12 protein-coding genes are annotated in these 11,584 nt (G+C 63.2%); 6 read left to right on the top strand and 6 right to left on the bottom strand.

The features are described from left to right. Positions 1–81: 81 nt before the first annotated feature. The 3 genes from K7W42_RS18635 to K7W42_RS18625 form a co-directional block, all read right to left on the bottom strand. On the bottom strand, positions 82–990 hold the full coding sequence (locus tag K7W42_RS18635; protein ID WP_224576549.1) for a hypothetical protein: 909 nt from the start codon (positions 988–990) through the stop codon (positions 82–84). A 229-nt stretch (positions 991–1,219) separates the two neighbouring features. Beyond that, complete coding sequence (locus tag K7W42_RS18630) at positions 1,220–1,972, bottom strand: hypothetical protein (protein ID WP_224576548.1); 753 nt, start codon at positions 1,970–1,972, stop codon at positions 1,220–1,222. Beyond that, entirely contained in the window at positions 1,969–2,640 is a 672-nt protein-coding gene (locus tag K7W42_RS18625) for a hypothetical protein (protein WP_224576547.1), read from the bottom strand. Before K7W42_RS18625 ends, K7W42_RS18630 begins: the two co-directional genes overlap by 4 nt. Positions 2,641–2,972: 332 nt before the next feature. Here K7W42_RS18625 and K7W42_RS23335 point away from each other — a divergent pair, with 332 nt between their 5' ends. The 3 genes from K7W42_RS23335 (at position 2,973) to K7W42_RS18610 (ending at position 5,936) form a co-directional block, all read left to right on the top strand. After that, positions 2,973–3,764, top strand: coding sequence for an AraC family transcriptional regulator (locus K7W42_RS23335; RefSeq protein ID WP_224576546.1), 792 nt, complete (start codon positions 2,973–2,975; stop codon positions 3,762–3,764). 72 nt (positions 3,765–3,836) lie between these two features. Beyond that, entirely contained in the window at positions 3,837–5,036 is a 1,200-nt protein-coding gene (locus tag K7W42_RS18615; protein ID WP_224576545.1) for an MFS transporter, read from the top strand. Between the two features lie 339 nt (positions 5,037–5,375). After that, positions 5,376–5,936 (top strand): dihydrofolate reductase family protein, encoded by a 561-nt coding sequence (locus K7W42_RS18610; RefSeq protein WP_224576543.1) that lies wholly within the window; start codon positions 5,376–5,378, stop codon positions 5,934–5,936. Between the two features lie 160 nt (positions 5,937–6,096). Here K7W42_RS18610 and K7W42_RS18605 read toward each other — a convergent pair whose 3' ends face one another. Next, positions 6,097–6,879, bottom strand: coding sequence for a carbon-nitrogen hydrolase family protein (locus tag K7W42_RS18605; RefSeq protein ID WP_224576541.1), 783 nt, complete (start codon positions 6,877–6,879; stop codon positions 6,097–6,099). A gap of 383 nt (positions 6,880–7,262) precedes the next feature. Continuing rightward, complete coding sequence (locus K7W42_RS18600; RefSeq protein WP_224576539.1) at positions 7,263–8,174, bottom strand: LysR family transcriptional regulator; 912 nt, start codon at positions 8,172–8,174, stop codon at positions 7,263–7,265. 98 nt (positions 8,175–8,272) lie between these two features. Here K7W42_RS18600 and K7W42_RS18595 point away from each other — a divergent pair, with 98 nt between their 5' ends. From K7W42_RS18595 to K7W42_RS18585, 3 genes are all read left to right on the top strand, one after another. Next, positions 8,273–9,199: an EamA family transporter gene (locus tag K7W42_RS18595; RefSeq protein ID WP_224576537.1), complete on the top strand. Its 927-nt coding sequence runs from the start codon at positions 8,273–8,275 to the stop codon at positions 9,197–9,199. Beyond that, positions 9,196–9,444, top strand: coding sequence for a hypothetical protein (locus K7W42_RS18590; RefSeq protein WP_224576535.1), 249 nt, complete (start codon positions 9,196–9,198; stop codon positions 9,442–9,444). Before K7W42_RS18595 ends, K7W42_RS18590 begins: the two co-directional genes overlap by 4 nt. Before the next feature lie 157 nt (positions 9,445–9,601). Further along, a complete protein-coding gene (locus K7W42_RS18585) occupies positions 9,602–10,399 on the top strand; it encodes an IS5 family transposase (RefSeq protein WP_224576534.1) in 798 nt (265 codons plus the stop codon). Between the two features lie 74 nt (positions 10,400–10,473). Here the strand turns inward: K7W42_RS18585 and K7W42_RS18580 are convergent, their stop codons facing one another. Next, complete coding sequence (locus K7W42_RS18580; RefSeq protein WP_224576533.1) at positions 10,474–11,577, bottom strand: universal stress protein; 1,104 nt, start codon at positions 11,575–11,577, stop codon at positions 10,474–10,476. Positions 11,578–11,584 lie beyond the last annotated feature (7 nt).

Below are 11,584 nucleotides of genomic sequence, written 5' to 3'. Positions count from 1 at the left end.
ACGGTCATCCGCATCAGGCCGAGAGCTATCAAGCCCAGTAGTACCAGCAGTGGCCAGCGCAACACACTTGGACTGTCTTCCTCACCACGCATGTGTTCGCCTCTCTTCCCATCCTCTCAACGTGTTCACAGGTCGCGTCATGGTGTCCCGAGCTAGCCAAGCTTTCTCCCTCTGAATCTCCTGCTGGTCAAAGACCTGTAGCACGTGCGAGGCACAGTTCATCGCCTGTGTCAGTTGGGTGGCCAGCAGAACGCCCTGATCCACTAGCTCTTGCACGTCCTCCGGCGTCCCCGGTCGGCTGACAATGATGTAATCCATCGCCGCAGCCAGACAGAGACGAGTCGTATGAAACATCACGAACGTCGCCGCATAGAGCGTATTGGCCGTCAGCATAGGAATCGCCGTGAAATACTCGACACCATCACCGATATAACTACTGAGCCCCTTCTGGAGCGCAGAATTGCCGTGCTTGAGCATGCAGAGCGAGCGGTAGATGTCTGCCTCAAAGTCCTCTGCTCGCTTCTGATCGTCTGGATCGGTATGGCGCTGTCTCAACACTTCCTTCCAGCGCTTTCCAAACGATTCCACCGGTTTGTTTCGCTGAGTGTGTTTGAGCCACGCGTGTGCCCGTGCCTCGTCCTCCCCTACCCAGGCCACCTCAAACGCCATTTCAGACACACTGCTCGCCACGGCTCCTGCACCAGCGGCGTACCCACTGGTGGCCAGCTGGTGCACTGAGCGCAAATCCTGCATCAACCGCACGAAAATGCGCCGCGTTACCTGACTGAAGACTGGCACGCTGCTCAGCTCGCCCTCCGGCTGCTGCCCTAAGATCTGCGGCATGAACCCATAGACCTGAAAAGGCGCTTTGTACATCACGTCGCTGAGTGGCGGCTGGGACAGCGCTTCCCGCATCGCGTTCTCCCAATCCATGACAGTCCAATTTGGGTCAGGCTGACGCCAAGGCGTGCGGTCAGGCAGCGTGAACATACCGGCAGCATACGGGGACCTGACGCCCGCAGCAGCACAACTCGACACGCGCTGAACACTTAGCCCGGTCTGGACACAGATCCCTGGCGCCCTGACCTCTCTAAAGACCGGTAGAGACCGTGTAGAGCGTTCAACTGAGCTCGCCCGCTCTCAATCACCATGAATTGTGCAGCTTGAACTTGTAATGCATTGAGGGGGCCATGTGCTCCTGCGGCGCGCCACCCCACAGTCACTCGGGAATCATCCAGCCATCCACCCAGGGCAACGGACTGCGGGCCAGCCCGGCGCGGATTGCGGCTCTTGCCAACCGCTTCCAGGTATGTAGGGTCGCCACGCCCTGCCGGACGGCCTCCGCCGTTTTCAGGGTGGTTTCCAGCAACAGTAGCGCCTCAAACTCGCGGGACGTGATGGGGCGCGTGCGCAGCTCGGCGAGTTCCCCCGCAGCGGCCTCCCAAGGCACGTGCACACCCCGCTCCTGCGCCAGCTGATCGGCGGCGCGAGCGGCCTGCGAGAGGGCGTACAGGGTCAGGATCAACTTGGCCTCGCGGTACGCGGCCACCGTGCGGCGCGTCTGCGCAAGCTGAAGCGCCGTCTCGTCCAGGTCCAATTCACCGTCTAGTTCCCTCAGGCTGGACAGCAACGGCGTGATGGGCAGGTCGGCGACGGTCGGGCCCTGCAGGCGCTGGAGGTAGGCCCGCGCGGCAGCCTGCGGGGCGTCCGGGAAGGCTGGGCTGCTCGGCTGCCCACGCAGGAAACGCTCCAGCGCGTCAAGATGCGCGGTCATGCCCATCAGCGGGATAGACGCCTGCTCGGGCGTCACAGGAGGCAAGTAGGCCAGCAGCGCCTCAATCAGGGGCCAGCGTGCGGCCGGCGAGATGAAGCGCAACGTCCGCATCGCGTCGCCCAGTTGGCCGAAGATCGACTCGCGCGCCCGGTTCGTGAAGGTCACAGTGAGCGCGGCCGGGGTGAGCGCACCGGTCACAGGGACTGGCCGAACATGACGTGATCACGCAGTTCCCGCACGAGGTCGCGGGTACGCTGCTCGCCAAGCGCGGTGACGGCCGCGGGCTGCTGGGACGCCACGTACGCGACCAGGGTGCGCAGTGAGGTGCTCTTGACGCGGGCGAGTTTTAGGAAGGCCGCATCATCGACGATGATTCGCAGTTTCCGGGCGTGTTCCTCAAGCGCCTCGCTGTCCCGCGCAACCTGCGCCTCGCGCGCTTCGTGTGCCTGCGCGGCCGCCTGCGCTTCCGCCGCTTCGCAGACCTGGACGAACTCGGTGTACCAGGGCGCAGTGAGCAGGCAAGTAATCAGTGCACCGTGCCAGGGGACCGTGACGGTCAGCACGGCATCCTCGCCTACATGCGACTCGAAGCGGGTGAGTGCCGGGTCGACGCGGCGCAGGTCGGTGGTTTCCGGGGGGCGGGGCGCGCGCAGCTGCTCCAGCCGGGGGCGCTCATCCGGCACAGTGAACACAAAGTCCTCGTCATCGAAGCTGGCCAAGTCGTAGAAGGCAAGCGTACCGGCAGGCAGATGACGCAGGCCCTGGAGGTCCACATGGATTTCCGGCGCCTGCCGGGCAGCGGTGACCCCCTGGATCAGTTGAAGGCCACTGTTGCGCAGGTCCACGAGGTGCTGGTCGAGCGGCATGTTCAGCAGCCCAGGCAGGGATCGCGGTGGGTTGGGGTCATGGAGGGCATGCTACTGCGGTGCTCCCGTATATGGTGCCGTATGCGAGGCGAAAGTAGCGCAATCAGGCCTGACTACCAATGGTTCGGACAGTTTTAGGAAGATGCCACCGTGTTTCCGATTAGCAGGGCGTTTCTTTGCTTCAATGACTGCGAGATGTCAGGCCATGAGGCCCAGATCTCCCGTACTGGACGACCACTTTTCCACCACTCCGAAAACACATACAAAACTGTCCAGTCAGGCCATCTTGACCTCTGAGCCGCGTTTGTGACGTGATGTCATTATCCTGAAGCGTGTTCGCCCGCCCCTTGACGCCCGACCCCCGCCTGCGTGAGGCCGTGCGGCGTTTCTGGCAGTTCGAGGGGCCGACCGACCCGCAGGCACAGGAACATCAACAGTTTCCGCAGCACGTCTGGTATCTCGACTTTTGCAGCGCCAACTCCTGGCAACTGGGAACAGGTGGGCTGTGGACAGCCGCTCCAGCGGGGGCCTTGCAACCCTTAAGTGTGCAGTCACGCCGCATCACCACCCAGGGGTGTTTCCAGCGGCTGGCGGCGGAACTCTACCCCTGGACGGTGCAGCAGCTCTTCAGCTGGGCCCTGGAACACCCTGATCACCTGGCGCAGGCTCTGGAAGCGCAGGCCATCCGCGCCCTGCTCACGCTGAGCGACTGGGAGGGGGCGCTGGGCACTTTGCAAGACTGGTTGCTGCGACTCCTCGCGCAGTACGGTCGCGAACCGAGAAAGGGCGTGCAGGCCGCCAGAATCCTGTACAGCACGCCCGGGCAGGCAAATATTGGCCTGCTGGCCGAGGAGATGAACCTCAGTTCCCGGCAACTGGAACGCGCTTTTCAGACAGAACTGGGGGTCTCTCCCAAGATGCTGGCCCGCGCCATCCGGTTTGACGCGGTGGTTGAGGGACTGCGCCTCGGCTCAGCAGGACAGTTGACGACTCTGGCTTATGATCTGGGCTTTACGGACCAGTCTCACCTGACGCGGGAATTCAAGACCATGAGTCTGATGACCCCTAGCGCCTTCGTCCGGCAGATTGAGCGCCGTTGGACGGGAGGAGACGAGGAAGATTGACGGCCAGGCGGTTTCTCAGGTCGTCGCGTTTTTACAATTCTGAAGGTGGGTTGTCTCGCTAGCCTCCAGGGCATGAAGCGTTCTCCCCTGCTTTTTCTACTGGTTACGGCCTTTCTCTTTTCGGTGGGCATGTCGTTGGTGTTCCCGGTACTGCCCTTTATCGTCGCGCAATACGTCCCGGATGCGCGACAGCAGACCACCGTGATCGGCTGGCTGGCGGCGCTGTTCGCGCTGCTTTCGTTCTTCTCCAGCCCAGTGCTGGGGGCCGTGAGTGACGCCTACGGGCGGCGTCCAGTGCTAATTCTGACCTTGCTGGGCACCGCGCTGGGCAATCTGGTCTTTGGGATTGGGGGCAGCCTCGCGGTGCTGTTCCTGGGCCGTTTTCTGGAAGGCGTGACGTCTGGCGGCATGGGGGCGCTGATGGCCTATGTCGCTGACTCCACCAACGACGAGAACCGGGGCGCAGTGTTCGGGCAGATCGGCGCGACGGTGGGCGCGGGCATGATCGTCGGCCCCGCTCTCGGCGGTCTGCTGGCACACTTCGGTTACAGCGCTCCAATGTTCGTTGCGGCGGGTATTGCCGTACTGAACGCCCTATGGGGTTACTTCTTCCTGCCGGAGAGCCTGAAACCAGAGAACCGCCAGCACGAGTTCACGGCGGCTCACCTTAATCCGCTCACCCACCTGCGTTCGGCCCTGATCAAACCTCAGGTGCGCCAACTGGTCTTCACGGCCATGCTGTTCATGCTGCCCTTCACCTTGATGCAGATCGTGCTGCCAATCATGACCCGCGACACCCTGCATTGGGGGGCCGCCGAGATCAGCACGCTGTTCATGGTCTCCGGTCTCTGCGACATCGTTGGGCAGGGTGTTGTTCTGCCCAGACTGCTGGCCCGCTTCGGTGAGCGGCGCGTGGCTCTGGGCGGCATCGTGATGGGCGTGATGGGCGTGGTGGGCCTGCTGGCGCTGGCTGGACTGGTCGCCTGGCCTCATGCGGCGCTGTTTTACGCTGCCGTGATCGTGTTCGCGCTGGGCGAAGGGCTGTTTACATCCAGCATCAATGCGCTGATTTCATTGTCTATCCCCGAAGACGAGCAAGGCAGAGTACAGGGCGGCGTGCAGTCACTCTTTGAGCTGACCCAGATCGCGGGTCCCCTGGCAGGCAGCGGGATGTATGCCCACTTCGGCAGCGCCCCCACCTTTGGCCTTGGCGCAGGATTGGCCGCGGTGGCTTACGGGCTGCTGAGCGCCGTTCCGGCTCGGAAGGCCTGACGACAAGAGTTCAGACCATTGTCGAGCGAGGCAAGCAGACTATGGGCGAAATGTTGTCTGGGACACTGATCACACGCCTCCCTTCCTCAACTCTCCCGCGATGGAGCGAAACAGCGTGTTCGTCGGGCCGGTCTACACGGACTGCACAAACTGTTCCAACCATTGGTACACAAGTTCATCAGGCCATGGGACGACTTCGAGGAGTAAGCGAGGGCGCCACCCCGCGCGCGTGGTTATCACAGCCAAACGCTTGTCTGGGTTGACTTCAATTGGCGATATGCTCTAGGCCCGAGTGTGGTGCTGGAAAAATAAGAATCAGGGCTGAACGACAACAGGAGCATGATGCGAAAAGTGATCGTGACCGAGTTCCTCACGCTGGATGGCGTGTATGAAGACTCCACCTTATGGCAGCGTGACTACAGTCCTGACGACGGTGGATTTAAGCGTGCTGAACTTTTTGAGAGCGGGGGGCTCCTGCTGGGGCGCGTCACCTACGAAGGCTTTGCCCAGTACTGGCCCACCGCCAGCGGAACAGGCACCTTCGGCGAACGCATGAACACCCTGCCCAAGTTCGTCGCCACGACGACGAGGACCAACCTGAAGTGGAATGCCACGGCCCTCCAGGGCGATGTGATTGCGGGAGTGGAAGCATTGAAGCGTCAAGAGGGCCAGCCCTTGCTGGTGTACGGCAGCGGCACACTCGTCAAAACGCTCTTGAGGCACGGGCTCGTGGATGAACTTCGCCTGATGGTGTACCCGTTGGTGTTGGGCCATGGGAAGCGCCTCTTCTCAGAGGAAGACAGACTGCCGCTGAGGCTCATTGACTCAAAAGATATGGGAGCGGGCGTACTGCTGCTCACTTACGAACCCGTCCATGAGAGTGCCCCACAGCAGCCCTAAACCAGCTTGAGTTAGGCGCCGCCAAGGGTCCGGCCATACGCCAGCTCATCATTCGGACGGCACCCCCGTCTCCTCGCGCTGTCAGCAAGAGAGGGCAAACGAAAGGGAGGCTTTGTGGGGCCACATGCTGGGTCAGCAGGGGCATGACCTCCGGTCACGCTCAGGGGACAGGCCAAGTCTGCATCCCCTCAAGCTGGAGTTGCCCTGCCTGCGCCTTCCAGGTCACCAGGGCCAACGTTGGGCGCGTCGGATGAATCTCCCAGACCGATTCACCCTTGACGATGACCGCAGAACGCGCGCCAGAGAAATCCTGCGACCCATCCATACCGGAACGGTTGACCACGACCCACGGCACCCCCATCTCGGCAGAACGGGCTTCCCATTCACCCGCAGGGCCGTACAGCCCTGGGCCCCACGCCGAGGGCGCCACGACCAGTTGTGCGTCCTGCTGACTTAGGATGGCGCCCGTCTGAGGCAGAAAAGCGTCGGCACAGATGGAGAAGCCCACGCGAAATCCCATGACCTCGATCACTTGGGCACCCTCACCCGACGTGGCCCAGGATTCAGCACCTGGAATCACGAGCGTTTTGCGTGCCGTCCCCAGCCGCATCCCGTCTGGCCCGAAGACGAACACGGCGTTGAACAGGCGACCACTTGTGGGGTCAAACTCTGGATGGCCGACCATGAGGTGGAGCTGCGTTGCTTGCGCCAGCTCAGCCAACGTATGGGTACAAGCGTCCTGTTGCGGGGCAATCCAGTCGGCGCCCAGTCGGGGAGCAAAGGTGTACCCAGTCAACGCCAGTTCGGACGCGATCAACCAGTGGGCCTGCTGCTGCTGGGCGAAGTGGGCGGCGCGTGTGAGTGTGGCGAGGTTCGCGCTGAGTTCGCCGGGCTGTGGGAAGCCGTGGAACAAAGCCAGACGCAAGGAGGCAGGGACACTCATGGCTCCACTATCCCGTGAGACGAACAGGGTCAGACGACGGATGGTTCGGATAGGGGTGATGACGCGGCCTGGTGAAAGTTCGTTGTCCGGCACGTGAGTCCACCGCATCGCGCTGCGTTCCTGTCCGTCAGCACGCCGACGCTGAGCCCCTCAACCTGTCCGAACCAGAGAGGCTTTTAGGTTGAATGGCTTCGATGTCCTCACTACCATCCAGATGGACGCTCAGCTGTGCTACCTGCCAGTGGCCATGCTCTGGACCTCCGAGAGTACGGCGGACATTCGGCAGGCGTATACCCTCTACTTGGTCAAGACGCTTGAACTCTCCGGAGTCAGTTCCTTCGACACAATGTCCAGCAAGGTCAGATGGAGATACTGCCCTTTCGTCACGCTTGGCAGAGAGCCTGCTGGACCTGCGCGAACGCTGCCGTCTGCTGGTACTGCGTCACGGCTCGGATGAAGGCCTGAAGATGCGGCACCCTCGCCCGCCCCACCTTGAACAGCAGGCCCAATTGCCGCGTCAGCGGCGTGGGCAGCGCCCGCACCGTCACGTCACTCCCCAGCACCGCCAACCGGGGCATGATCGCCACCCCTAGTCCATGCCGCACCATCGAGACCATCACCTCATCCTCCTCGGTCTCCTGCAGCCGCGTCCCTGGCACCAGATGACCGTGCAGGTGCGCGTACAGCCGCTCATTGCAGTCATGCTGCGCCGGCGACACCAGTACCGGCTGAGCGTTGAGGTCTGCCCATGTGGGGCGATCTGCCGCCCACCCCGGCGGCACCACCAGCACATAGTCATCCTGAAGCAGTGGCATTGTTCGCAAAGCCGTCTGCACGGGCAATTCCTGACACGCCAGATCCGCCTGCCCCGCCTGAACCAGATGTTCCTTGCTTGCCCCTGAGGTCCCGTCCATCAACCGCACCTGTAAGTCAGGATGGGCCTGCCGCAGCAAGGCCAGGACCGGCGGCAAGAGATGGATACCCAGGCTCCGGTACGTCGCCACTGTCAGCGTGCCTGTCAGCGCCTGCCCGTCCGCCATGACCCGCCCAAAATCATCACTGTGCTGAAGGCTCAGCCGGGCGTGACTCAGGGCCCGTGTCCCCACCTCGGTCAAGGTCAGGCCCACCGACGAGCGCTGAAACAGCGCTCGCCCATAGTGCCGTTCCAGCGCCTGCACGGCTTCACTCAGACTGCTGGGGGACAGGTTCACCTGCTGCGCGGCCCGGCCAAAACTCCCCGCTTCGGCGGCCGCGACGAACGCCCGCAACTGAATCAGGGTGGGGGCCAGTGCCATACCCCAGTATAGAAAGCCATCGGAACTTCCGACGGCCACCCGTCGCCCTCCCGGACAAAGCCCGTAGGCAACCGCGCCCCCACTCGCCAGACTCAACCATGCTTCAGGCCACCCGCCCCCCGTTGCCCCCCATGCCCGCCCTCCTGCTGGCAGTCCTCAGCGTGCAGGGGGGCGCCGCCTTTGCCAAAGGCCTCTTCGCGCAGCTAGGCCCGGTCGGCGCCACCGGTCTGCGGATCGGCCTGGCGGCCGTCTTCCTTGCCCTGATCTTCCGGCCTCGCTGGCTCGCCCTGACCACTGCCCAGTGGCGCGTCCTGCTTTCCTACGGCCTGGTGCTGGGCGCCATGAACCTGCTGTACTACCTCTCACTCGCGCGGATTCCCCTGGGCCTGGCCGTCACCCTGGAGTTTGTCGGCCCCCTGGTGCTGGCCACCGTCACCTCCCGGCAAAAGCTCGATCTGCTCTGGGTGGCCCTGGCGGCCTCGGGGATCGTTCTGATTACGCCTTGGTCGGGAGAGAGCCTTGATACCTTGGGGATGGTCCTGGCCCTTCTGGCCGGGGCCTGCTGGGCCGTGTATGTCGTGCTCGGTGGCCGCGTGTCGCAAGTACTGCCCACGAGCGTCGGGGTGGCAGCCGGCATGCTGGTGGCCGCGCTGGCGGTCCTGCCAGTGGTGCTGCTCACGCACGCCTGGACTGGACTCACCCCACAGCTGCTCGGGGCGGGCGCTCTGCTGGCGATCCTGTCCAGCGCCGTCCCCTTTACCCTGGAACTCGTGGCGCTGCGTGCCCTGCCCGCGCGCACGTTCAGCGTTCTGCTGAGCCTTGAACCGGCGGTGGCCGCTCTCTTCGGATGGGCGCTCCTGCACGAAACCCTGCTGCCCAGTCAGTGGGTGGCGGTCGCATTGGTGGTGCTGGCCAGCGCCGGTGGGGCCTGGACCATGCGGCCTGCCCCCACGGCACCCGCTGAACCCCCCGCCGACATGCCCCCAACCCTCACCCCAGCTGTCCCCCGCCCAGAGTCCGCATGACCACCACCGCCACCTCATCCTCTGTCCGCCCCAGAGCCCACCTGTTCGGCGTGGCCCTGCTGCTGCTCGTGGCCTTCGTCTGGGGCAGCATGTTCGTGGTCGTCAAGCACCCCAGAACTCATGGCCTGGCGCTACCTGCTCGCCGCCCTCCCCATGCTGCCCTTCTTGCGCCGCCCCGCCTCTCCCCACTTGTGGCGGCATGGCGTGATCATCGGCACGCTCCTCTTCCTGGTGGTCGGCTCTAGGCCTGAGCTACCTCACCCTTTGGGCGGCCGGCCTCGTCCTCCTCCAGAAGTCCTGGCAGCCCGGCACCTTGAGACGTCCAGCCCTCCGACGCTTAGAGGCTGCCAAGGACAGGTTTGAAGTTCAAGAGCTGAACTCGGCAGAGAGCAGAATGGCTGTGTGACACGGCGAGGTTACCCAAGTGATGTGGACGACGACACCTACCTCTTTCTGCTGCCCTATTTGCTGCTGAGTCCGAATGACGCCAGGCAGCGGAAGTCTGTCATCCGTGACGTGCTGAACGCGTTGCTGTGGGTGGCGCGCACGGGGGCACAATGGGCGTATCTTCCCCATGACTTGCCACCCGCGGAGACGGTGCGCCAACAGGCGCACCGCTGGTTTGAGGCTGAGTGCTTTCAGAACGCCGCGCATGATCTGCGGTTGCTCTCCCGAGTGGGGCAGTCCAGGAACGGAGAACCGAGCGCGATCATCATTGACAGCCGGACCTTGCAAAGTACACCTGAAAGCGGGCACCGGGCGGGATTTGATGGGGCCAAGAAACGCCAGGGCACCACAGTCCATCTGGCCGTCGATATTCTGGGTTATCTGCTCGCGGTGCTCACGACACCCGCCAACGAGCAGGACCGGGCACAGGTCAAAAACCTGTGCCTCGAAGTGCAGGAAGCCACGGGCGTGAATGTCGAAGTCGCCTTTGCTGATCAGGCCTACACCGGTGCTCAAGCCGCTCTGGACGCAACAGAGGCAGGCAGAGAACTGGTGGTGGTCAAGCGTCCGGAGGCCACGAAGGGCTTCATCCTGCTGCCCCAACGTTGGGTCGTCGAACGGTCGTTCGCGTGGCTGTCACGCTTCAGGCGTTTGGGTCGAAACCTGGAACGCTTGCCGTCGACGCTGGTTGGATTTCACTTCCTGGCGGCCTCCATTCTGCTCTGCAACAATCTCAGACCGCTTTTCGCATAGGGTTCTTGGCAGCCTCTAGCTCACGCACTCTCTCTGCGCCACTCCCCTCTGCTTTTTGCCTTACCGCGCGGCTGCTAATCGCGACTAATGACATACACATCCACGTTTCTGGTCTCTTGTAACACCGTTTTAATGATGTCCCCCCGTAGAAACTCCGCCCAGCGGGAGCGACTGGTCTCACCCATCACCACCTGGGTGGCATGCAGCTGCTGTACGAAACGCACCAGCGTCGCCGCCACGCTGCCTTGCCTATCCACCACATGAAACTGGCCCCCGAGCGCTTCAGTGATCGCCCGAAAGGTACCCAGCATCCGACTCTGTTCCGGGGTCAGTCGTGGAGGCCGAATGGTCACCACATGGAGTTCGCCCTTCAGACGCTCGGCCAGTTGACCGCCTCGCCGAATGAGGCGTCCCCCAGTTTCTTCAGCCGCAATGGCCACAACCACGCGTTCTAAGACCCCTGGCTGCCCCTCCGGCGCATCCATCTCCACGACATTGGCCACCTGACGCAGCGCGATCTCGCGCAGGGCGGTCAGGTTGGCCGCCGTAAAGAAGTTGCCCAGCGCCTGATCAATTTTTTCAGGACCGTACACATGCCCGGCCTTCAACCGGGCCCGCAGATCGTCTGGCGTCAGGTCAATCAGGACCAGTTCGTCCGCCCCGTGCAGCACGGCGTCCGGCACCCGTTCGCGCACCCGAATACCAGTGAGGCGCGCCACCATGTCGTTCAGTGATTCCAGATGCTGCACATTCACGGTGGAGAGCACATGGATGCCAGCTGAGAGCAGCACCTCGACATCCTGCCAGCGTTTCTCCCGGGGGCTGCCAGGCGCATTCGTATGGGCCAATTCATCAATCAAAACGATGAAAGGCCGGCGGGCCAGGAGGCCATCCACGTCTAGTTCGCTCAGCAGCACATTGCCGTGCGTCACTTCCCGGCGGGGAAACAGCGGCAATCCTTCGGCGGCCTGAATGGTGCCGGCCCGTCCATGAGTTTCCAACACGCCGATCAGAGCATCCTCGCCGCGGTCCAGGCGCTCGCTCAGTTCCGAAAGCGCCCGGTAGGTTTTCCCAACGCCTGCCGCCATCCCCACGAACACCTTATGGATGCCCCGCGTGCGCCGCTCCTCCTGGTGCCCAGGCAGGAACAGCCGCTCTGGGGTCTGCGGGGCCGTCATGCCGTTC

It is taken from the genome of Deinococcus betulae, assembly GCF_020166395.1.
In the GTDB taxonomy this organism is placed as follows: Bacteria; Deinococcota; Deinococci; order Deinococcales; family Deinococcaceae; genus Deinococcus; species Deinococcus betulae.
Note: the sequence above shows the minus strand (reverse complement) of the source record. Positions and strands in the feature narration are given on the sequence as shown.

Coding starts and splice junctions, on each gene's coding strand:
- K7W42_RS18625 (WP_224576547.1), bottom strand. CDS start 2,640: ATGCCGCTCGACCAGCACCTCGTGGACCTGCGCAACAGTGGCCTTCAA.
- K7W42_RS18635 (WP_224576549.1), bottom strand. CDS start 990: ATGTTCACGCTGCCTGACCGCACGCCTTGGCGTCAGCCTGACCCAAAT.
- K7W42_RS18615 (WP_224576545.1), top strand. CDS start 3,837: ATGAAGCGTTCTCCCCTGCTTTTTCTACTGGTTACGGCCTTTCTCTTT.
- K7W42_RS18600 (WP_224576539.1), bottom strand. CDS start 8,174: ATGGCACTGGCCCCCACCCTGATTCAGTTGCGGGCGTTCGTCGCGGCC.
- K7W42_RS18580 (WP_224576533.1), bottom strand. CDS start 11,577: ATGACGGCCCCGCAGACCCCAGAGCGGCTGTTCCTGCCTGGGCACCAG.
- K7W42_RS18610 (WP_224576543.1), top strand. CDS start 5,376: ATGATGCGAAAAGTGATCGTGACCGAGTTCCTCACGCTGGATGGCGTG.
- K7W42_RS18605 (WP_224576541.1), bottom strand. CDS start 6,879: ATGAGTGTCCCTGCCTCCTTGCGTCTGGCTTTGTTCCACGGCTTCCCA.
- K7W42_RS18590 (WP_224576535.1), top strand. CDS start 9,196: ATGACCACCACCGCCACCTCATCCTCTGTCCGCCCCAGAGCCCACCTG.
- K7W42_RS18595 (WP_224576537.1), top strand. CDS start 8,273: ATGCTTCAGGCCACCCGCCCCCCGTTGCCCCCCATGCCCGCCCTCCTG.